This window comes from Streptomyces griseus, assembly GCF_001715295.1.
Taxonomy (GTDB): Bacteria; Actinomycetota; Actinomycetes; order Streptomycetales; family Streptomycetaceae; genus Streptomyces; species Streptomyces griseus_G.
The window spans coordinates 1,199,669-1,221,213 of record NZ_MDKB01000001.1; the positions used below are offsets into that span (position 1 = coordinate 1,199,669).

Genomic DNA, 21,545 nt, shown 5'->3' on the forward strand with positions numbered 1-21,545 from the left:
CCCGCACGGCCCCGCGAACCGGTGACGCGCGACCCGGCCCCGGGACAGCTCTCAGGGAACGGCCCCCGTGCCGTCCCGGCCGCCGCCCGTTCCCGCCCCCGTCCCGTCGAGTTCGCCGATGGCCCGGGTCAGCCACCCCGTCCAGAACGTCTCCAGGTCGATGCCCCCGCGCAGGACCAGATGCCGCAGCCGGTCCTCGTCGGCCGTGCGCTCCGGCGGGAAGTCGCGCCGCTCGATCTCCTCGTACTCCGCCAACTGCTCCCGGTGCAGCGCCAGGTGCCTGCGGAGCTCCCCCACGAGACCGGGCGCCCCGACGACCGCAGCCGCCCGCATCCTCAGCAGCAGCGGGTCGCGCACGGGACGCGGGTCCTCGGCGAGCGCCACCCAGGCGGCCAGCTCGTCGCGCCCGGCGGGCAGCACCTCGTACTCCTTCTTCCGCCCCCGGGCCGGCTGCGACGACGGCAGGGCCCTGATCCGGCCCGCCTGCTCCAGCTTGCCCAGCTCGCGGTAGATCTGCTGGTGCGTCGAGGGCCAGAAGTAACCGATCGACCGGTCGAACCTACGGGTCAGCTCCAGCCCCGACGACGGCTTCTCGAGCAGGGCGGTGAGGATCGCGTGCGGGAGTGACATGGAGTGCATCCTAGGGACGGCCGGCCCGGGACCGGCCCGCGGTCGTCAGAGCTCCGCGGCGAGCTCCGTGCCCTGGCGGATCGCGCGCTTGGCGTCCAGCTCGGCGGCCACGTCCGCCCCGCCGATCAGATGCACCGGCCGGCCCGCCGCGCGCAGCTCCTCGTACAGCTCGCGGCGCGGTTCCTGGCCCGCGCACAGGACGACGGTGTCGACCGGCAGCAGGTGCTGCTCGCCGTCGACGGTCAGGTGGAGGCCCTCGTCGTCGATCAGGTCGTAGGACGCGCCCGCGATCATGGTGACCCCGCGGTGGCGCAGTTCGGTGCGGTGGATCCAGCCGGTGGTCTTGCCGAGCCCGGCCCCGACCTTGGCCGCCTTCCGCTGGATCAGGTGCACCGAGCGCGGCGGCTTCGGGCGCTCCGGGGCGCGCAGGCCGCCCCGGTCCGCGTAGGAGGTGTCCACGCCCCAGTGGCGGAAGAACACCTCCGGGTCCAGGCTCGCCGCGTCGCCGCCGTCCGTGAGGAACTCCGCGACGTCGAAGCCGATGCCGCCCGCCCCCACGATCGCGACCCGCTCGCCGACCGGGGCGCCGTCACGCAGGACGTCCAGGTAGCTGACAACACTGGGGTGCCCGACGCCGGGTATCGCGGGGGAGCGGGGCTCGACGCCGGTGGCCAGCACGATCTCGTCGAAGCCGTCCAGTGCGGCGGCCGTGGCACGGGTGGACAGCCGGACGTCCACGCGCTCCTCGGCGAGCCGGGTGCGGAAGTAGCGCAGCGTCTCGTCGAACTCCTCCTTGCCGGGGACCCTGCGCGCCACGTTCAGCTGGCCGCCGATCTCGCCGGCCGCGTCGAAGAGCGTCACCGCGTGCCCCCGTTCGGCGGCCGTGACCGCGCACGCCAGCCCGGCGGGGCCGGCGCCCACCACGGCGACCCGCTTGCGGGTACGGGTCGGCGAGAGGACCAGCTCGGTCTCGTGGCAGGCGCGCGGATTGACCAGGCAAGAGGTGATCCGCAGGCTGAAGATGTGGTCCAGGCAGGCCTGGTTGCAGCCGATGCAGGTGTTGATCGCGTCCGCGCGGCCCGCGGCCGCCTTGGCGACGAAGTCCGGGTCGGCGAGGAAGGGCCGCGCCATCGACACCATGTCCGCGCGACCGGAGGCGAGGATCTCCTCGGCCAGCTCCGGGGTGTTGATGCGGTTGCTCGTCACCAGGGGCACGGAGACGGCGCCGCGCACCTTCTCGGTCACCCAGGTGAACGCGCCGCGCGGGACGGAGGTCGCGATGGTCGGGATGCGGGCCTCGTGCCAGCCGATTCCGGTGTTGATGATCGTCGCACCGGCCGCCTCGATCTCCCGTGCCAGCCGTACGACCTCTTCCAGGGTGGAACCGCCCGGCACGAGGTCGAGCATGGAGAGCCGGTAGATCAGGATGAAGTCGGGGCCGACCCGCTCCCGGACCCGGCGCACGATCTCGACGGGGAACCGGATGCGGTTCTCGTAGGAGCCGCCCCAGCCGTCCTCGCGGTGGTTGGTCGCGGAGACGATGAACTCGTTGATCAGGTAGCCCTCGGAGCCCATGATCTCGACGCCGTCGTAACCGGCACGGCGTGCCAGTTCCGCCGCACGGACGAAGTGCTCGATCGTCTCCTCGACCTCGTCACCGGTCAGGGCGTGCGGGGTGAACCCGCTGATCGGCGCCTTCAGCGCGCTGGGCGCCACCAGGCCCGGGTGATGGGCGTAGCGGCCGAAGTGCAGGATCTGCATCGCGATCCGGCCGCCTGCCGCGTGCACGGCGGCGGTGACCTCGGCGTGCTGCTCGGCCTCGGCCTCGGTGGTCATCTTGGCGCCGCCGGGGAAGGAGCAGCCCTGTTCGCAGGGCGCGATGCCCCCGGTGACCATGAGTCCCACCCCGCCGCGCGCACGGGCCGCGTAGAAGGCGGCCATGCGCTCGAAACCGCGCTCGACCTCCTCCAGGCCGATGTGCATCGATCCCATCAGCACCCGGTTGGGAAGGGTGGTGAAGCCGAGATCGAGCGGGCTCAGCAGCGTGGGGTACGGGCTCATGGGGGTCTCCTCGCGCGGTGTCGTCGTGCCAGTTGTAAACCACCGCCGCGTCATTGTGCAACAAGTTGCACAATGACGTCGGTCGCACGCGGGTAGTCGCTGCACGGGCGGGCCACGCATGGCCTAGCACCATGGCACGCCGCCGTCCCGGGCCGACGAGAGTGGGTGCGTACGGCTGCGCACCGCTGCCCGCCCCCGCCGACAGGAGACTCCCATGACGGCCCTCAACAGACGTGACCTCGGACTTCTCGTACTCAGGGTCGGCACGGGAGCCGTCCTCGCCGCCCACGGCACCCAGAAACTCGCCGGCTGGTTCGGGGGCGGCGGTATCCAGGGCACCACCGCCGCGATGGAGGCCATGGGCTTCCACCCGCCCCGGCACAGTGCCGTCGCGGCCGGGGTCGGCGAAACGGGCGGCGGGATCCTGCTGGCTCTCGGCCTCGCCACGCCGGCGGCGGGGGCGGCCGCCGCCGGCACGATGGCCGGTGCGGTGGCCGTGCACGCCCCGGCGGGATTCTTCGCGATGGGCGGCGGCTACGAGTACCCGGCGTTCCTCGGCTTCACCGCCGCCGCGATCGGCCTGGCGGGCGCCGGGCGCTACTCCGTCGACCACGTCACGGGCCACCTCTTCGACAAGCCGTGGACCGTGGCCCTCGCGTTCACGGGCAGTGCTCTCGCCGCCGCCGCGGTCGTGGGCCGGCGCGCCAAGGGCCGGACCGTGCAGGAGGGCGAGGACGAGGAGGCCTGAGCCCCGGGCAACGTTCCGGATCGGTCAGGACCGAAGAGCGCATTGATCGCCCGTTCAGGGGAATCCGGCGTTCATGAATACGAACGCGCTTACGGCGAACGGCCGGAACCGGGCAAGAGGGGCGGCGAACAGCAGAACCATGGAGGTGGGTGCCCGTGCGGGGTTCGTCGCACGCGGGGTGATCTACCTCCTGGTCGGCGTGCTGGCCCTGCGAATCGCCTTCTCCGACGGCGGCGGGGAGCAGGCCGACCGAGGAGGAGCCATCGCGGAGATAGCCGCCAAGCCCTTCGGGAGCGTCCTGCTGTGGGCGCTCGGTGCGGCCCTGGCCGCGATGGCACTGTGGCGCCTCTCCGAGGCGTGCTTCGGCCAGGCCGGCCCCGACGGCCGCAAGCCGAGCAAGCGGGCGGCGGCGGCCGGCCGCGCCGTCTTCTACGCCTTCGTGGCGTACTCCGTGCTCTCCTACGCCGCCGGTGACCAGGGCAGCGGCAGCGGGTCGAGCGACCGGCAGACCGACGACGTCACCGCCCGGGTCCTGGGCTGGACCGGAGGCCAGTGGCTCGTCGGTCTCGCGGGTGCCGTCGTCGTCGGCGCCGGGCTCTGGATGGCCTACCGGGCGGTCACACGCGCCTACCACAAGCACCTGAAGCTGTCGGAGATGACCAGGAAGGCCCGCCGCGCGGTCGACGTGGTCGGCGTGTTCGGCGGCACCGCCCGCGGTGTCCTCTTCGCGACGGCGGGCGGCTTCGCCGTCGCCGCGGCCGTCCGGCACGAACCGGGTAAGGCCAAGGGCATGGACGACACCCTGCGGTCGTTCACCGAGACCCCCGCCGGACCCTGGCTGCTGGCCCTCATCGCCCTCGGACTGGCCGCCTTCGGCGCCTTCTCCTGGGCCCAGGCCCGCTGGCGCAAGATCTGAACGACGACCCGCCCTCCCCACGGCCCCCGCCGGCGGGCCGCCGAAGTCTCCCTCCGCGGAGGACCGGCCGGCGGACCACCGATCAGCCGACGTCCACGGCGGACCGGTGGGGAGCCACCGACGGACCCGCCCGGCGGCGGCCCACCGGCCGGCTCACCCACCCCGCACGCCCCCGGTCCGCTCAGACGAGCCCGCGTGCGTCCCGGAACCGGGCCAGACCCTCCGCCAGCCCGACCACCGGTTCCGGGTAACCCTCCCCGAGCCCCGCCGTACGCACCTTCCACGGCTCGTGCACCGCGCCCCCCTCGATCCCCGCGAGCTCCGGGACCCAACGGCGCACGTACGCACCCTCCGGGTCGTAGCGCCTGGCCTGGAGAAGGGGATTGAGCACCCGGTTGGGCCGGCTGTCGGTGCCGGTGCCCGCCATCCACTGCCAGTTGAGCTGGTTGTTGGCCAGGTCGCCGTCCACCAGCAGATCCAGGAAGTGGCGGGCTCCCACGCGCCAGTCCACGTACAACGTCTTCACGAGGAAACTCGCCGTCAGCAACCGGCCCCGGTTGTGCATCCACCCCTCGTGACGCAGCTGGCGCAGTGCCGCGTCGACCAGCGGATAACCGGTGCGGCCCTCCTTCCACGCCTCGATGTCCTCCTGCGCCGACCGCTCGGTGCGCCAGCGGTCCCCCTGCGGGCGGTAGTCGCTGTGGGCGGCCTGCGGCCGCGCGGCCAGGACCTGGTGGTGGAAGTCCCGCCAGCACACCTGGCGTACGAAGGCCTCCGCACCCGGACCGCCCAACGCCCGGGCCCGGTGGACCACCTCCGTGGCGGAGAGCGTGCCGAAATGCAGATGCGGCGACAGCCGTGAGGTGGCGTCGCCCGCCAGGTCGTCCTGACCGGCCTCGTACGCGCCGAGGCCCTGACGGCACCAGGCGGCGAGACGCGCCCGGCCCGCCCGCTCCCCGCCCTCGGCGAGCCCCGCCGACACGCCCGCGACGTCCGCCCGGGCGGGCAGCACCGCCGAAGCGGCCCCCTCCGGGACGCGTACGGAACGGGGGGCGTCGAAAGGGGCCCGCAGCGGGACCCCGGTCCAGCGCCGGAAGTACGGGGTGAAGACCGCGAAGTGGTCCCTGCCCACCCCGGAGGGGGTCACCTCTCCCGGCGGGACGGCGGTGATCACCGCGTCGTGCACGTACAGCCGGCATCCCCGTGCACCGAGGGCCTCGCGCAGCCGTTCCTCGCGGAGCCGGGCGTATCCGCTGACACCGGCCGACAGGTGCACGGCATCCGCGCCGGCCGCGTCGACGACCCGGCAGACCTCGCCCACCACGTCCCCCTGCCTGACGACGAGCCGGCCGCCGCGGTCGCGCAGCCCGGCGTCGAGATCCCGCAGGCAGTCGGCGAGGAACGCCCGCCGGTTCGGGACGGCGAACCCGGCACCCTCGACGGCGTCGTCCAGGACGAACAGCGGGACCACCTCGTCGGCCGACGCCAGGGCCGCGTGCAGGGGCGGATGGTCGTGCAGCCGCAGGTCGGAGGTGAACAGGACGACCGCCGTGCTCACGGCTTCCGCCCGTCCGGCTCGCGGGCCGCCGCCCGGGCGATGTTGCGTGCCATCCCGCCGAAGACGATCGCGTGGAACGGCGACACGCTCCACCAGTAGGCGTGCCCGAGCAGACCGGAGGGATGGAACACCGCGCGCTGCCGGTAGTGCGACCGGCCGCCCGGCCCCTCCAGGGCGTACATCTCCAGCCAGGCGAGGCCGGGCAGCCGCATCTCGGCGCGCAGCCGGAGCAGACGGCCCGGCTCGATCTCCTCGACCCGCCAGAAGTCCAGCGAGTCCCCGACGCGGAGCCGCTCGGCGTCCCGTCGGCCCCTGCGCAGGCCGACTCCGCCGACCAGCCGGTCCAGCCACCCCCTGACCGCCCAGGCCAGGGGGAAGGAGTACCAGCCGTTGTCACCGCCGATTCCCTCGACGACCCGCCACAGCGCCTCGGGCGGGGCGTCCACGTCCAGCTCGCGGACATCCGTGTACAGGCTCCCGCCCGCCCAGTCCGGGTCGGTGGGCAGCGGATCGCTGGGAATGCCCGGTGTGGCGGCCGAGGTCCACCGCGTGGTCACCCCGGCCTCGCGGATCCGCTGCAGGGCCAGTGAGAGGGCGGTGCCGAAGGGGACGGGCTGCCCGGGGCCGTCCGGGACGTAGCGCCCGATGTCGTGCTCGTGGCACACGACCTCGTACCGCAGGGACTCCGCCAGCGGGCGGGCGATGGAGCGGGGGACGGGAGTGACCAGCCCGATCCAGTGACTGGACAGCCGTGGAGTCAGCACCGGCACCGGCAGGATCAGCCGCTGCGGCAGTCCCGAGACCCGCGCGTACGCCTGCATCATGTCCCGGTACGTCATGACGTCCGGACCGCCGATGTCGAAGGCACGGTTCACGTCCTCGGGCATGCGCGCACTGCCCACCAGGTAGCGCAGCACGTCCCGGACCGCGATCGGCTGGATCCGCGTCGACACCCAGCTCGGGGTCACCATGACCGGCAGCCGCTCGGTGAGATACCGCAGCATCTCGAACGAGGCGGAACCGGACCCGATGATGACGGCCGCACGGAGCACGGTCGTCGGCACGCCCGAATCGAGGAGGATCCGGCCGACCTCGGCGCGCGAGCGCAGATGCGGTGACAACTCCTCCTCCGGCATACCGGCGGGGGTCAGTCCGCCCAGGTACACGATCCGGCGGACCCCCGCGGCACGCGCCTGCTCGCCGAAGATCCGGGCGGCCTTACGGTCCGTCTCCTCGAACCCGCGGCCCGCGCTCATCGCGTGCACCAGGTAGTAGGCGACGTCGATGTCCCGCATCGCCTCGCCGACGGACTCCGCGTCGGTCACGTCCCCCCGGACGATCTCGGCCGCGCCCGCCCACGGGTAGTCCCGCAGTTTGCCGGGGCTGCGCGCCAGGCAGCGCACCTGGTGACCGGCCTTCAGGAGCTCGGGGACCAGGCGGCCTCCGATGTACCCCGTCGCCCCGGTCACCAGGCACCGCAGACCCGCTGTTTCGCCGTCGTTTTCCATGGCCCTCCGCTCCGCCCCCGAGGGGGAGCCCTCAGTTTTTCGTCCTCCCCGCCCTCCGCGGGGCATTCCGCCCGGCGTGTCGCGGGCGTCCGCCGGGGTACGCGAAGGCTTCACACGATTGCGGGCCCGGTAACACCGGGACGGAGCCCCCTGTTGTGGTCCCCTCGGAACACGTCCACCCACCGCTGCTACCCGAGGGACATGCGATGCGTCGTCACCCGACGGAGGACCCCCCCTTCGCCGACGCCCGGCCGGGCCCGGAGAGCCGGGCCGTCGCCGTGCCCGGAGGCGCCGAAGAGCAGGCCGGCCGCGCCGGGGACGGGCCGCGCCCGGCGCCCCCGGCCGAGCACCTGGCGGCCGTGGACGCGGACGTCGCCGCGGCGGTCCTGCGCACGGCCCGCACGGTTCTCGGGGAGCGGGTGAGCAGATCCGTCGCCGTCGACCCGGTCTTCGCCCGTGACGTCGCCGAACGGGTGGCGCAGTTCACGCTGGACGGCGGCAAGCGCCTGCGGCCCACGTTCCTCTGGTGGGGCATGCGGGCCTGCGGCGGCCGGGCGGTGACGGCCGCGCTGCGACTCGGGGTCGCCCTCGAACTCATCCAGACCTGTGCGCTGGTCCACGACGACGTCATGGACGGCTCGGCGCTGCGCCGGGGCAGGCCGGCCGTGCACGTCGGCCTCGCCGCCCAGGCCCGTACGGCGGGCGACCCGGCGCGGGCGGAGGCGTTCGGCAGATCCGCGGCGGTGCTCGTCGGTGACCTCGCCCTGGCATGGGCGGACGACACCGTCGCCGACACCCCCATGGCCCCGGAGATCCGCGGACGCGTGCGGGACGTCTGGCAGGCGATGCGCACCGAGATGGTGGCCGGCCAGTACCTGGACCTGCACGGCCAGATCACCCGCTCGCGCTCAGCGGAGCAGGCGCTGCGCGCCGCCTGTCTCAAGAGCGCGCTGTACACCGTGGAGCGCCCGCTGGCCCTGGGCGCGGCCCTGGCGGGCGCGGAACGGGACACCGTTCGCGCCCTCTGCGCGGCCGGCCGCTGCGCGGGCATCGCCTTCCAGTTGCGTGACGACCTGACCGGGGTGTTCGGCGACCCGGCCGGCAGCGGCAAACCGTCGGGCGGTGACATCCGCGAGGGCAAGGCGACCTACCTGCTGGCCGTGGCCCGGGCACGCGCCGGGGAGACCGGGGACCAGGAGGCCGTACGTCTCCTCGACGGGGTCGTGGGGGACGCCGGCCTGGCCGAGGACGCACTGGCACGGGTGCGGGAGGCCCTGACGGCGACCGGCGCCCGCGCGGCCGTCGAGGACGAGGCCCGCCGCCTCGCGGAGCAGGCCGTGCGGCACCTGGACGGGGCGGCGGTCGAACCGGACGCGGGCCGTGCACTCGCCGCCCTGTTCGAGAACGTCGCCGCGGAACACCGCGAGGGCCGGCCCGCGCCGCCCGGCCCGGTTCCGGCAGCCGCTGGACGGGTGGCCGGTGCGGTGCCGGAAGCCGCCGGACCGTCCGGCACGGCCTTCGCCCCCGCCCGCCCGTCGTCCGGGCGCCGCGGGGATCCCGTCGTCCCGGCCGAAGGAGGGGAGCGCCGGTGCTGACCGTGAAGGGGAGGACCGACCACGTGGTGGTGATCGGCGCGGGCCTCGCGGGCCTCGCCGCGACGCTCCACCTGCTCGGGGCCGGCCGCCGTGTGACGGTCGTCGAGCGGGACGACCTACCCGGCGGCCGGGCCGGGCGCCTGGACCTGGCCGGTTACCGCGTCGACACCGGGCCCACCGTCCTGACCATGCCCACCCTGGTCGAGGACGCCTTCGCCGCCGTCGGCCACCACCTCCGCGACCGGCTGGACCTGGTACCCCTCCACCCCGCCTACGGCGCACGGTTCGCCGACGGGACGCACCTGGACGTCCACACCGAGGCCGGCGCGATGGAAACAGCGGTCGAGGAGTTCGCCGGGCCCCGCGAAGCGGCCGGCTACCGCAGGCTGCGGGCCTGGCTGGAGCGCCTCTACCACGTACAGATGCGCCGGTTCATCGACACCAACTTCGACTCGCCCCTCCAGCTCCTCCACCCCGACCTCGCCCGCCTCGCCGCGCTCGGCGGCTTCGGCCGGCTGGACGCGCGGATCGGGCACTTCGTCAAGGACGAGAGACTGCGCCGGGTCTTCTCCTTCCAGGCCCTGTACGCCGGAGTACCCCCGGCCCGGGCGCTGGCCGCCTACGCCGTCATCGCGTACATGGACACCGTGGCCGGCGTGTACTTCCCCCGCGGCGGCATGCACGCCCTGCCCCGGGCCATGGCGGCGTCGGCGGCCGAAGCCGGGGCGCGCTTCCTCCACGGACAGGCCGTCACCCGGCTGGAGCGCTCCGGAGACCGGGTCACCGCGGTCGTCACCGACCACGACCGCATCCCCTGCGACGCCGTCGTCCTCACCCCCGACCTGCCCGTCGCCTACCGGCTCCTGGGCCGCACGCCCCGCCGCCCTCTCGCCCTGCGCCACTCCCCGTCCGCGGTCGTCCTGCACGCCGGCACGGACCGCACCTGGGCCGGACTCGGCCACCACACGCTCTCCTTCGGTACCGCGTGGAAGCGCACCTTCCACGAACTGACCCGCGCCGGCACGCTCATGACCGACCCCTCCCTGCTCATCACCCGCCCCACGGCCACCGACCCCGGCCTCGCACCCCCGGGCCGGCACCTCCACTACATCCTGGCGCCGTGTCCCAACACCGACATCGGGCCCGGCGCGCGGGCCTGGGGCGAAATGGCGCCCCGTTACCGGGACAGCCTGCTCACCGTCCTCGAACAGCGTGGGCTGACCGGTATCGGCTCCGCCATCGAGGAGGAGTGCCTGGTCACCCCCGTCGACTGGACGGCCCGGGGGCACGCGGCCGGAACCCCCTTCTCCGCCGCCCACACGTTCCCTCAGACCGGCCCCTTCCGCCCCCGCAACCTCGTACGCGGCGTCAGCAACGCCGTGCTCGCCGGCTGCGGCACCACCCCGGGCGTCGGCGTGCCGACCGTCCTGATCTCGGGGAAGCTGGCGGCGGCGAGGATCACCGGACTCCGTCAGCACACCACGCCCCGCGCCGCACAGAAAGGCCACTCCGCATGACCGCCCGCGAACTCGACGCGGCAGGCATCCGCGAACCGTCCCTGCGCGCCGCGTACAGCGCCTGCCGCCGGCTCAACGCCCGCCATGGCAGGACGTACTTCCTCGCCACCCGGCTGCTCCCCGCCGACCGCCGGCCGGCCGTGCACGCCCTCTACGGCTTCGCCCGGTGGGCCGACGACATCGTGGACGACCTCGGCAGCGGCGCCACCCCCCACGAGCGGGCACTCGCCCTGACCCGCCTCGAGGAGCAACTGGAGGCCGGGCTGCGCGGAGACCCCACCCGGGAGCCGGTGATCCGGTCGCTCGCCCACACGGCCGCCACCCACGGCATCGAACACCGCCATTTCACCGACTTCATGGCCTCCATGCGCAGCGACCTCACGGTGACCGGATACGCCACCTACGAGGACCTGGCGCGCTACACACACGGATCCGCCGCAGTCATCGGCCTCCAGATGCTCCCGGTGCTGGGCACGGTGGGCCCCCGCGCCGAGGCCGCGCCGTACGCGGCGGCGCTCGGCGTCGCCTTCCAGCTCACCAACTTCCTCCGGGACGTGGGCGAGGACCTGGACCGCGGCCGCCTGTACCTCCCCGAGGACCTGCTTGCCGCGCACGGGGTCGAACGGCAGCGTCTCGAACGGAGCAGGGCGACCGGGACCCGTGACCGGCGCGTCGACGACCTGCTGAGGGCCGCCGCCGCGCACAACCGCGCCGTCTACCGGCAGGCCCTGCCCGGGCTCGCCCTGCTCGCCCCCGTGTCGCGGCCCTGCATCCGCACCGCGTTCGTCCTCTACAGCGGCATCCTCGACGCGATCGAGGCAGACGGCTACGCGGTCCTCCACCGCCGGGCGGTCGTCCCACGCCGGCGCCGGGCCGCCGTCGCCCTCGACGGACTCGTACGTGCCCTGGCCACCAGGGCGGTCACCCCCGGGCCCGGCGGGCGGAGGCGCTCCGGCCCGCCGGTGCGGCGGATGCAGGGGGAGGCGGCGTGATGCCGGAGAGCCGGAGCGGGCGCCGCCGCCTCCCCCTGCGGCTGCGCCCCGCGCCCGTCCCCTGGGAGAAGCAGCGCCCCACCTGGCAGGACGCCCGGCCCGCAGTGATCGCCGGGGCCCTCGCACGCGCCCGGGCCCGGCCCTCCGGGAACTGGTACGTCATCGGCGCCTCCCGGGCGGTCACCCCGGAGCGCCCGTTCGGGCGCACCGTCGCGGGCGTCGAAGTGGTGGCCTGGCGCGACGCCGCGGGCAGGCTGCTCGCCGGCCCGGGCGTCTGCCCCCATCTCGGCGCCCCGCTGCGCGACAGCAGGGTCCACTGCGGCACCCTCGTCTGCCACTGGCACGGAATGGCGCTGAACGGTACGCCGTTCGCCGGCTGGGATCCCCTGCCCGCCCACGACGACGGCGTACTGGCCTGGGTGCGGCTGGACTCCGTCGGCGGCGAGGCACCCCTGGACCGTCCGGTGGTCCCGCCGAGGCCGGACGCGGCCGGTGCGGTCGACGCCGTGTACGGGGCGACCGGCGTCTGCGAACCCGAGGACGTCGTGGCCAACCGGCTGGACCCCTGGCACGGCGCCTGGTTCCACCCGTACTCCTTCGTCGACCTCACCGTGCTCGACCCGGACGGCGGCGACGTCACGGACGAGGGCTTCGCCGTGGACGTCTCCTTCAAGCTGGCCGGACGGGTCGTGGTCCCGGTCCGGGCCGTCTTCACCGCACCGGAGCCCCGCACGGTCGTCATGCGGATCGTCGAGGGGGAGGGACTGGGGTCGGTGGTCGAGACCCACGCCACCCCGCTGGGGAACGACGGCACCGGCCGGCCGCGGACCCTGGTCACGGAGGCCGTCGTGGCCGCGTCCGACCGCCGCGGTTTCACCGTGGCCCGTGCGGCGGCGCCTCTGCTGCGCCCGCTGATGCGCGCCTGCGCGGGACGGCTGTGGCGGGACGACCTGGCCTACGCCGAGCGGCGCTTCGAGCTCCGCAGCACGGGGCGCTTCCCGGGCTGAGCGGGCGCCGGCGGGGCGCGCGGCGACCGGGCGGCCCGCCGGCGCTACGACCGGTGGCGCCGGCCAGGTGCGCGGCCCGCGGGGAGGCGTCCGGCCCGGTCAGTCCGTGCCCAGCCGGGCCAGCGCCCGCAGTGCGGCCGACCGTCCCGCCCGGGGGACCGTCCAGAGCGTCTGCCCCCGCACCCCCCAGCCCTCCAGCAGGGCGTTGGCGGCGAGGAACCCACTCGTCGCCGCCCGCTCCATCAGGGCCACCGGAAGCCCCGTACGGACCAGATCGCCGGCCACCACCACCCGGGGGTCGGGCGTCCGCACGCCGGGCCGGTCGGGATAGCCGCCCACCGGGAACAGCGGGCAGTCGGCCCGCCATTCGTGCCGCACGTCCACCAGGCGCGCATCCCCGGTCTCCGGGTAGACCCGCCGCAACTGGGCGACCACCTCCGCCTGCACGGCCGCGCGGTCCGCACCCGGGTCCACGGCGTACGCGTGGAGTTCGACGACCGAACCGCCGCCGCGCCGCGACCACCGCGCCGCCTCGCCCTCCCACCGTTCCAGCACGCTCACGTTGTCCAGCGGGCCGTACCCGCTGGTGCCCAGGAAGCCCGGCCGGTCCCGCGCCACCGGTCGGTCCAGCCAGAGACGGGACACCAGGAACGGCGGGGCCGTCCGCAGCCGCGCGATCCGCGCCCGCCAGCCCGCGTCGCCGAGCCCGGGAGAGGCGGCGACGACCTCGGTCAGCCCGCCGGTGTCCAGGGCGAGGACGACGGCGTCATGGCGCCGGGTCCGGCCGCCCGCGGTGACATCGAGTCCCGCGCCCGACACCGGGGCCACCCGCTCCACGGCGGTGCCGGTGCGCACCCGCACGCCGTGGCCTTCCAGATACCGCCCCAACGGCTCCCACAGCGCCTGCGGGAACGGCTCGTCCGGTACGTCGAACAGCAGGCCCTCGCTCGACCCGAGGAAGTAGATATGGAACATCAGGACGAGTTCGGCGGCGGACAGTTCCCGCGGATCGGCGAAGAAGCTCCGCGAGAACACCTCGAAGGCCAGATGATGCGCGGCCTCCGGGAAACGGATGCGGGTCAGGAAGTCGCGGGCGCTCGTCCGGTCGAGCCGGGCGTAGACCTCGGGGACCCGCACGTCCAGCAGGGGCAGCGCGGCCCGCGGGTTCATCCGGAACAGGTCCCCCCAGCCGAAGGCGGGGCTGAGCGCGACGAAACCCAGCGCGCTCAGGGGCGGCGTACGCGGTACCCGGGCGAAGCTGTCGTACAGGCCGGAGCCGTGCCGCAGCGGATAGTCCGGCAGCGGTGTCAGCGTGGTGAGCCCCGGGTCCACCCGGCGCACCAGTCCGCGCAGGTTGTAGTACTGCCGGAAGAAGGCGTGGAAGCCCCGGCTCATGGTGGCTCCCGAGCCGTCGGCGAGCCGTACCGGCCATCCCGCGAGCCGCCCTCCCAGACCCGTTCCGCTCTCGTACAGCGTCACGCGCGCCCCGCGCTCGGCCAGGGCGGTGGCGGCCGACAGCCCGGCGATGCCGCCGCCGATCACGGCGACGCCGGGCGCGGCGCCCAGGAAGCGCGCCGCACCGCCCGGCGGCAGCAGGACCGCCGCCCGCCGGTCCCTGCCCCGTCGCGGCACCCCGCCCCTCATCAGAAGCCCGTGCCCGCGCCGGGCGCGCGGCCGACGAACGTATGGCAGATGCCCGTCTGCCAGCCGGGCAGCGGGAGCGCGCGGACCCCCGTGAAGCCCGCCCGGCGCAGCCGGCCGGCGAACGCCGGAGCCGTGTCGAACTCCAGGACGCTGCGCCACAGATGGCGGTAGAGAGGCCCGTCCCCGGCGAGCCGCCCGGCCGGCATCACGAGGGTCCGGCAGACCGCCGTCCACAGGGCGCGGTGCGTCCTGCCGCCGGCGAGCGTGTACTCGTGCACGCCGATGCGGCCGCCCGGTGCGAGGAGGCGGCGTACGCGGGCGAGGACACCGTCGGGGTCGCCGACGTTCCTGAAGAGGTAGGCGGCGAACACCGCGTCGAAGGTGCCCCGCACGGCCTCGCCGACCAGCCGCTCCGCCGGGGCGTGGACGAAGGAGACGTTCCGGGGCCAGCTCTTGGCCGCCGCCCGCTCCAGCATCCCCGGGGATGCGTCCACCGCGACGATGTCCGCGTGCGGGGCCGCTGCCAGCAGCGCGGCGGTCGAGGCACCGGTCCCGCAGCCGAGGTCCAGCAGGCGCCTGCCGCGTCCGTCGTCCGCGAGACCCAGCCGGCGTGCCGACCGGCGTACGTGGGAGTGGTAGCCCGGATCGGCCGCGACGAGCCGGTCGTAGGAGACGGCGGCACGGTCGAAGGCGGCGGACAACTCGGCGTCGCGCAGGAGCGTCATCGGTCGGTCTCTTCCTGTTCGGGCGTGCGGGGGAAGTGCGGGAACGGCACGGCGGGGCCGTGTCCTCGCGCGAGGAGGGGAAGTTCGGCGACGGTACGGAGCATGGGGAGTACGGGCGTCCGCACCCCGACGAGGAGGTCCTCGTACAGACGGCCGGTGCCGTCCAGGAAGCGCAGCAGCCGCTCCGCGGGGACCCTGCGGAAGAGACCCGGGAAGAACTCGGCCCCGTGCACCCTGCCGCTGTCCAGCGCTCGCAGCATCACCGCGTCCATGGCACGCGGCCACGCCCGGTACGGAGGCGGCACCCGTGGCGGGCGGCCGTCGCGCAGCCGCGCGGCGACGGTCCGGCTCTGGCGCTGCACGGCGGCGAAGGTGTAGCCCGTGGACGGCCGCGTCGCCCCGCCCGCCGTGCCGATGCGGAAGACCGACCGGCCCGCGCGGTGCGGGAAGCGGCCGTCCGTCATGGGGATGACCCCGCGTTCGACGGCGGACACAGAGAAGGCTCCGAGCCCGAGCACCTCGCCTGTGTAGTGCCGCAGGGCACGCTCGTACCCCTCGGCGCTCAGCATGCTGCGGGAGAATTCCGTGTACTCCACCAGCGCCTCGCGCGGCCCGAGCGGCAGGACGTAGCCGAACGACAGTCCGTGCGATGGCTGAGGGGTCCGGAAGTCCATCAGATCGGCCACGGCGGGGTCGAACATCGGCCGTTCCGTACGCACGAACCAGCCCGTGAAGTGCTGGAGCAGCGTGGTGCGGGCCGGCGGGAGCCGCCCCGGAGGCCGCGAGTCGAAGATCCACCTGGCCCGCAGGACGAGCCTGCCGCCCCCGGAGTCGTGCGCGACCACCTCACCGCCGCCCGGTGCGTCCCGCGCACTCTCCACCGTCGCCTCGACCCTGCGGACGTTCGCCGCGGTGCCGAGCCGGGCGTCCACCAGTGCCTCGAAGGCGTCCGACCGCAGCATCTTGTAGCGGAGGCGCCCCGGTTCGGCCACGGTGGCCGTTCCCGCCGCGTCCCGTACCCGCAGCCGTTCCCACGAGGCGGACAGGACGGAGTCGTACTCCCCGCCCGGCGGTTCCCAGTAGCACCAGGTGCGCGGTGGTGGCCGCAGCGCGCCCGGGGGCGGGTCGACCAGGACCACGGACGGCGATCCGGAGCCCGGCCCGGCGCACAGCCGGTGGGTGAGGCTCAGTCCGGCCGCACCGGCACCCACGACGACGATGTCCGCGTGCGGCACGGTGCCCCCCTTCTGTCCTGCGGACGGTGGCTCGGCGAGCGGGCCGTCGGGCCCGGGTGGTCCACGATGCCGATACTTCCCGAGCCGGGTGCCTCTCGGGTGCTCACGACGCGCGGACGGAGTGAATTCGCACCGCCGGTCCGGTCGCGGCCGGCCGGGCCCGTGCGCCGGGGCGGGCGCGGGGACCGCTCTACTATGGGTGCCGTGGACAGTGCTGACGCTCGCGGGGGAACCCACACCGACCGATCCGCCGGAGCGGAGCTCCAGGCGCTCGCCGTCCAGCTGCGCCGGGTCAACGGCGAGGTCAACCGGCTGGTCCACGCCTTCGCCCACGCCCAGGGGCTGCACGCGACCGACGTACAAGCCCTCGCGGCCATCCTCGACGCCGACACCCCGCTGACCCCCGGCCGGCTGCGCGAGCACCTCGGGCTCACGTCCGGTGCCGTCACCGCATGTCTGGACCGCCTGGAGCGCTCCGGCCACGTCCGCCGTGCGCGCGAGAGCGCCGACCGGCGCGTGGTGCACCTGTACTACGAGCCCACGGCCAAGGCGGCCGCGCGCTCGTTCTTCATGCCGCTGGCCGGCGCGGCCTCCCGGGCCCGGGAGGCCGCGGGTCCCGGTGAGGTCGAGGCGGCGCTCCGCTTCCTGGGCCGCCTCAACGGCGAACTGTCCCGGATACAGGCTCCTCCCCGCTGAACCCTCCACAGGGCCGTCGCTGGACACCACCCCGCACGGGCGCGCTAATCTATTTCAATCATTGAGATTCTTCGCTGTTGAAGGACTTCGTAGCCGAAGGACTCCTTCGACGGCGGAGGACCATCGGTCGATCTGGGAGCACAATGTCCACCGCACCGCGGTCGGTTCGCCGGCTGATCCCCGTACTTCTCCTCGTCGTCTGGCTCGCGCTCGGGGGCGCGTTCGGCTCCTACGCGGGCAAGCTCGGCGAGGTGGCCACCAACGACCAGGCCGCGTTCCTGCCGCAGAGCGCCGAGTCCACCCGGGTCATCGAGGAACAGAAGGCGTTCGTCCGGCAGGAGAGCGTGCCGGCCATCGTCGTGTGGACCGCCCGGCAGGACGGCGGGAAGCTCGGAGCCGAGCAGCGGCAGGCGGCCACGGCCGCGCTCGCCTCGCTGGAGGGCGAGCCGGGTGTGACCGGCCGGGTGAGCCCCGCTCTGCCGTCGAAGGACGGTCAGGCCCTCGAAGGCGTCGTCCAGTTGCGGCCCGACCTCGGGGAGGCGCTGCCCGACACGCTGGCGGCCGTCCGGGCGGCGGCCGACGGGGTACCGGGGACGACGGCCCAGGTGGCCGGGCCCGCGGCCAGCCAGGCGGACCTCTCCGACGCCTTCAGCGGGATCGACGGCCTGCTGGTCGGCGTGGCGCTGGTGACCGTGCTGGTCATCCTGCTCCTGGTCTACCGCAGCGTGCTGCTGCCGCTGATCATCATCATCGGAGCGGTCTTCGCGCTCGGCGTGGCCTGCGCGATCGTGTACGTACTCGCCGAACACGACGTCGTACGGGTGGACGGACAGGTCCAGGGCATCCTGTCCATCCTCGTCATCGGCGCCGCCACCGACTACGCGCTGCTGCTCACGGCGCGGTTCCGCGAAGAGCTGGTCCGCCACCCGGACCGCTGGACCGCCATGGGCGCGGCGCTCCGTGAGTCGGCGGGACCGATCGTCGCGAGCGCCGCCACCGTCGCCCTCGGCCTGCTCGCGCTCCTGCTCAGCGACCTCACCAACAACCGCGCCCTCGGCCCGGTGGGAGCCATCGGCATCGTCTGCTCCGTCCTGAGTGCTCTGACGTTCCTGCCCGCCGTGCTCGTGCTGCTCGGCCGGACCGCGTACTGGCCGGCCAGGCCGAAGCCGGAGGAGGCCGGCTCCGGATCCGCTTCCGGTCTCGGTTCCGCCGGCGTCTGGTCACGGATCGCCGCCGTGGTCGACCGCGCGCCCCGGAAGGTCTGGGCCGTCACCCTGGTCGTGCTCGTGGCCTGCGCCGCCTTCGCGCCGACGCTCAGCTCGAAGGGCGTGCCCCTCGAGGAGATCTTCGTCAACGACGCACCGTCGGTCGCCGCGCAGAAGACGCTGAGCAAGCACTTCCCCGGCGGCTCGGGCACCCCGGCGGTCGTGATCGCGGACGCCACCAGGACCGGCCAGGTGACCGAGGCCGTCCGCAGGACGCCCGGCGTCGCGGACGCCTTCCCGGTGACCGCTTCGGGCCGCCCCGGCCAGGGCGAACCCCTCGTCGTCGACGGCCGGGTCCGCATCGACGCCACCCTGGCGGACGCGTCCGACAGCGACGCCGCCAAGAAGACCGTCACGCGGCTGCGGGAAGCGGTCCACGCCGTGCCCGGCGCCCAGGCCCTGGTCGGCGGCTACACCGCGCAGCAGTACGACACCCAGACCACCGCCGAACACGACCGGAACATCATCGTGCCGGTGGTGCTCGTCATCATCCTGGTGATCCTCGTCGGCCTGCTCCGGTCCCTGCTGATGCCCGTGCTGCTCGTCGCGACCGTGGCACTCAACTTCCTCGCGACACTCGGCATCTCGTCACTGGTCTTCCAGCACGTCTTCGGCTTCAGCGGTACCGACTCCTCCGTCCCGCTGTACGGCTTCGTCTTCCTGGTGGCGCTCGGCGTCGACTACAACATCTTCCTGATGTCCCGGGTCCGGGAGGAGTCCCTCATCCACGGGCCACGCCAGGGTGTGCTCCGCGGACTGACGACGACCGGCGGCGTCATCACGTCCGCCGGTGTCGTCCTTGCGGCGACCTTCGCCGCCCTGGGCGTCATCCCCCTCGCCTTCCTGGTGCAGATCGCCTTCATCGTCGCCTTCGGTGTCCTGCTGGACACCCTGGTCGTGCGCTCACTCCTGGTGCCCGCCCTCGTCAGGGACATCGGCCGCACGGCCTGGTGGCCCGGGGTCCTGAGCCGGACCCCCGACGAGGCCGGGAAGGCGGACAGCACGCCGTGAGAGGCCGACCGTGCCTCCGTCCGTGCCCCATCCGGGGCCCACGGACGGAGGCACGGTCCCCGGAGGCCTGCCCGGTGGGCGTGCGAGGGCCCCGGCCGCTCGCGACCCGCGCGCCCGGGCCTCGCGCGCCGGTCTCCGCCGGCCCCTTCGCCCTTCGCCCGCAGCCGTGACCCTCCCGCTGTGCACCCCATCGGCCGAGCGCGCCCGCCGCGCCCGGGGAGTCAGCGGCCCGCCCGGCGGGCGGACACGGCCATCCTTTGTTTTCATCGCACTGGTGGCGGGACACGTCCGTGTACGTCGAGGAGGCGAGTGGCTCACATGTGTGCCGACGACCGGCGTGCCGACCCCGCCACGGCTACGGCCTTCCAGCGCCTTGCCGTACTTCCCCCCGGACCCGAGCGGGACCGGCTGCGGGACGACCTCATCCGGGCCTGGCTCCCCATGGCGCACCGCCTGGCCGGCCGCTTCCGCAACCGGGGCGAGTCCCTGGAGGACCTGCGGCAGGTCGCGGCGGTCGGACTGGTCAACGCGGTCGACCGCTACGACCCCGGCCTGGGCAACGCCTTCGCCAGCTACGCCGTCCCCACGATCACGGGCGAGATCAAGCGGCACTTCAGGGACCGGACCTGGTCGGTGCACGTGCCCCGCCGCGTCCAGGACCTGCGCAACGTCGTACGCGCCGCCCACGCCGAGCTGTCCGCCGGCGGCGGCACCGTGACGGACCGCAGGATCGCCGCCTACACCGGTCTGAGCGATGAGGAGGTCCGCCAGGGCAGCGAGGCCCTCCACAGCTTCAGCACGCTCTCCACCGACGCGGACATCCCCGGCACCGAGGGAGGTGTGTCCCTCGGCGAGAGCCTGGGCAGGATCGACACCGCGTTCGATCTGGTGATCGACCGCGAATCGGTGAAACCGGGCCTCCGGCTGCTCTCGGAGCGTGAACGCCACGTGCTCTACCTGCGCTTCTTCGTCGGCATAACGCAGAGCGCCATCGCCGCCGAACTGGGCATCTCCCAGATGCACGTCTCGCGCCTGATCAGCAAGTCCTGTCGCAGCCTCCGCGACGGGGTCCTGAGGGAACGCGGGGCCACGGAGGGCGCGCGGCGCCCCCTGCCCACCCGCGGGCCCCGCTGACCCGGCTCCGGGGCGAGGACTCCATTCGGGTACGAAACGCTCACCCCCTACCGCGTCCACCTGCGGCGATGCCCGCGTCGAGCGTAGGCGAACCGGATGTGAGGTGTGAAGCCAACTGTCCTGGTTACCCGGCTGTCCGTGCCGTCGGGACCACGGCGGCCACGCGCCGAGCGGCACCCCGGGACGGGCGCAGCCCTTCGCGGACCGGCTTCGGCACACGAGCCGGTCACCCGGACCGGGCACGTCCCGCCGACCCCTCCGGGGGCGGACGCCCCTCGCAGCGGACGAAAGGCCGTCCTATGACATCCACGACGACACCGCCCCCGTGGCGCCGCGCCGTTGTCACCGGGGGTGCGGGATTTCTCGGCTCCCACCTGTGCGAGCGGCTGCTGGATTCGGGAGTCGAAGTCGACTGCGCGGACAACCTGCTCTCCGGATCCAGCCGCAACATCACCCATCTGGCCGGACGGCCCGGATTCCGCTTCGTGCAGTGCGACGTGTCGTCGGACGCCCTGGCCGCCGAGCTGCCCGGACCCTACGACCTGGTCCTGCACTTCGCGTGCCCGGCCTCACCCGTGCACTACCTGCGCCACCCCCTGGAGACCATGGACGCCGGGAGCCTCGGCACCCGCAACTCCCTGGCGATCGCGCACCGGGACGGCGCGCGCTTCCTGCTCGCCTCGACCTCGGAGGTCTACGGCGACCCGCTCGTCCATCCCCAGCGTGAGGACTACTGGGGCAACGTCAACCCGGTCGGTCCCCGCAGCGTGTACGACGAGTCCAAACGGTTCGCCGAGGCCCTGGTCACCGCGTACGTCGGCGTCAAGGGAGTGGACGCCGGCATCGTACGGATGTTCAACACGTACGGTCCCCGGATGCGGGCCGACGACGGCCGGGCGGTTCCGACGTTCATCTCCCAGGCGCTGGCCGGGGAGCCGGTGACCGTGGCCGGCGACGGAAGTCAGACACGGTCCCTCTGCTACGTGGACGACACGGTCGACGGCGTTCTGCTGGTGGCCGCCAGTCACGCGGTCCGGCCGGTCAACATCGGCGGCGGCGAGGAGGTCACGGTCGCCGACATCGCCCGCCGGGTGATCGCCATGACCGGTTCCTCCTCCGCGCTCACCTTCGTCGAGCGCCCCGTCGACGATCCGGAACGCCGCAGGCCCGACACCACGCTGGCCCGCGAACTCCTCGGCTGGGAACCCCGGGTGAGCAGCGAGGAAGGCATCAAACGCACCATCGCCTACTTCTCGACCCTGCCCGAACCCGCCGCGACGGCCCAGCGGCTCTGACGGAGGCT

General features: G+C 74.1%; 17 protein-coding genes. 10 read left to right on the forward strand and 7 right to left on the reverse strand.

The window, feature by feature from the left end:
• Window positions 1–51 precede the first annotated feature (51 nt).
• Window positions 52–630 carry a PadR family transcriptional regulator gene (locus BA175_RS04725; RefSeq protein WP_069169925.1) on the reverse strand — a complete coding sequence of 193 codons (579 nt, stop codon included), beginning with the start codon at window positions 628–630 and terminating at the stop codon, window positions 52–54.
• 45 nt (window positions 631–675) lie between these two features.
• The gene (locus BA175_RS04730; protein ID WP_069169926.1) at window positions 676–2,691 is read right to left on the reverse strand and encodes an NADPH-dependent 2,4-dienoyl-CoA reductase; all 2,016 of its coding nucleotides are present in this window, start codon (window positions 2,689–2,691) and stop codon (window positions 676–678) included.
• A gap of 214 nt (window positions 2,692–2,905) precedes the next feature.
• On the opposite strand from BA175_RS04730, the gene BA175_RS04735 reads away from it, so the two are divergent.
• Window positions 2,906–3,439 carry a DoxX family protein gene (locus tag BA175_RS04735; RefSeq protein WP_069169927.1) on the forward strand — a complete coding sequence of 178 codons (534 nt, stop codon included), beginning with the start codon at window positions 2,906–2,908 and terminating at the stop codon, window positions 3,437–3,439.
• A 73-nt stretch (window positions 3,440–3,512) separates the two neighbouring features.
• A complete protein-coding gene (locus tag BA175_RS04740; RefSeq protein WP_079159373.1) occupies window positions 3,513–4,355 on the forward strand; it encodes a DUF1206 domain-containing protein in 843 nt (280 codons plus the stop codon).
• A gap of 181 nt (window positions 4,356–4,536) precedes the next feature.
• Here the strand turns inward: BA175_RS04740 and BA175_RS04745 are convergent, their stop codons facing one another.
• The gene (locus BA175_RS04745; protein WP_069169929.1) at window positions 4,537–5,913 is read right to left on the reverse strand and encodes a cryptochrome/photolyase family protein; all 1,377 of its coding nucleotides are present in this window, start codon (window positions 5,911–5,913) and stop codon (window positions 4,537–4,539) included.
• A complete protein-coding gene (locus tag BA175_RS04750; RefSeq protein ID WP_069169930.1) occupies window positions 5,910–7,421 on the reverse strand; it encodes an SDR family oxidoreductase in 1,512 nt (503 codons plus the stop codon). Before BA175_RS04750 ends, BA175_RS04745 begins: the two co-directional genes overlap by 4 nt.
• 206 nt (window positions 7,422–7,627) lie before the next feature.
• Between BA175_RS04750 and BA175_RS04755 the strand changes: the two genes are divergently transcribed.
• The 4 genes from BA175_RS04755 to BA175_RS04770 are packed head-to-tail and all read left to right on the forward strand — an operon-like array spanning window position 7,628 to window position 12,532.
• Window positions 7,628–9,016 (forward strand): polyprenyl synthetase family protein, encoded by a 1,389-nt coding sequence (locus BA175_RS04755; protein ID WP_069169931.1) that lies wholly within the window; start codon window positions 7,628–7,630, stop codon window positions 9,014–9,016.
• Entirely contained in the window at window positions 9,010–10,533 is a 1,524-nt protein-coding gene (locus BA175_RS04760; protein ID WP_069169932.1) for a phytoene desaturase, read from the forward strand. The genes BA175_RS04755 and BA175_RS04760 overlap by 7 nt, the downstream gene beginning before the upstream one ends.
• On the forward strand, window positions 10,530–11,525 hold the full coding sequence (locus tag BA175_RS04765; protein WP_069169933.1) for a phytoene/squalene synthase family protein: 996 nt from the start codon (window positions 10,530–10,532) through the stop codon (window positions 11,523–11,525). Before BA175_RS04760 ends, BA175_RS04765 begins: the two co-directional genes overlap by 4 nt.
• Window positions 11,525–12,532: a DUF5914 domain-containing protein gene (locus tag BA175_RS04770; protein ID WP_069169934.1), complete on the forward strand. Its 1,008-nt coding sequence runs from the start codon at window positions 11,525–11,527 to the stop codon at window positions 12,530–12,532. The genes BA175_RS04765 and BA175_RS04770 overlap by 1 nt, the downstream gene beginning before the upstream one ends.
• Window positions 12,533–12,631: 99 nt before the next feature.
• Here the strand turns inward: BA175_RS04770 and BA175_RS04775 are convergent, their stop codons facing one another.
• Genes BA175_RS04775 through BA175_RS04785 form a run of 3 tightly spaced genes read right to left on the reverse strand, consistent with a single transcriptional unit; the run spans window position 12,632 to window position 16,136 of the window.
• A complete protein-coding gene (locus tag BA175_RS04775) occupies window positions 12,632–14,176 on the reverse strand; it encodes an NAD(P)/FAD-dependent oxidoreductase (RefSeq protein WP_069169935.1) in 1,545 nt (514 codons plus the stop codon).
• Window positions 14,176–14,901 carry a class I SAM-dependent methyltransferase gene (locus tag BA175_RS04780; RefSeq protein ID WP_069169936.1) on the reverse strand — a complete coding sequence of 242 codons (726 nt, stop codon included), beginning with the start codon at window positions 14,899–14,901 and terminating at the stop codon, window positions 14,176–14,178. The genes BA175_RS04775 and BA175_RS04780 overlap by 1 nt, the downstream gene beginning before the upstream one ends.
• Complete coding sequence (locus BA175_RS04785) at window positions 14,898–16,136, reverse strand: lycopene cyclase family protein (RefSeq protein ID WP_069169937.1); 1,239 nt, start codon at window positions 16,134–16,136, stop codon at window positions 14,898–14,900. The genes BA175_RS04780 and BA175_RS04785 overlap by 4 nt, the downstream gene beginning before the upstream one ends.
• A gap of 195 nt (window positions 16,137–16,331) precedes the next feature.
• Between BA175_RS04785 and BA175_RS04790 the strand changes: the two genes are divergently transcribed.
• The 4 genes from BA175_RS04790 to BA175_RS04805 all read left to right on the forward strand — a co-directional run bounded on the left by BA175_RS04790 (window position 16,332) and on the right by BA175_RS04805 (window position 21,537).
• Window positions 16,332–16,832, forward strand: a complete 501-nt coding sequence (locus BA175_RS04790; RefSeq protein ID WP_069169938.1) for a MarR family winged helix-turn-helix transcriptional regulator — start codon at window positions 16,332–16,334, stop codon at window positions 16,830–16,832.
• A 143-nt stretch (window positions 16,833–16,975) separates the two neighbouring features.
• The gene (locus BA175_RS04795; protein WP_069169939.1) at window positions 16,976–19,108 is read left to right on the forward strand and encodes an MMPL family transporter; all 2,133 of its coding nucleotides are present in this window, start codon (window positions 16,976–16,978) and stop codon (window positions 19,106–19,108) included.
• 318 nt (window positions 19,109–19,426) lie between these two features.
• Window positions 19,427–20,242, forward strand: coding sequence for a SigB/SigF/SigG family RNA polymerase sigma factor (locus BA175_RS04800; protein WP_069169940.1), 816 nt, complete (start codon window positions 19,427–19,429; stop codon window positions 20,240–20,242).
• A 299-nt stretch (window positions 20,243–20,541) separates the two neighbouring features.
• Window positions 20,542–21,537, forward strand: coding sequence for a UDP-glucuronic acid decarboxylase family protein (locus BA175_RS04805; RefSeq protein WP_069169941.1), 996 nt, complete (start codon window positions 20,542–20,544; stop codon window positions 21,535–21,537).
• Window positions 21,538–21,545: the final 8 nt, after the last annotated feature.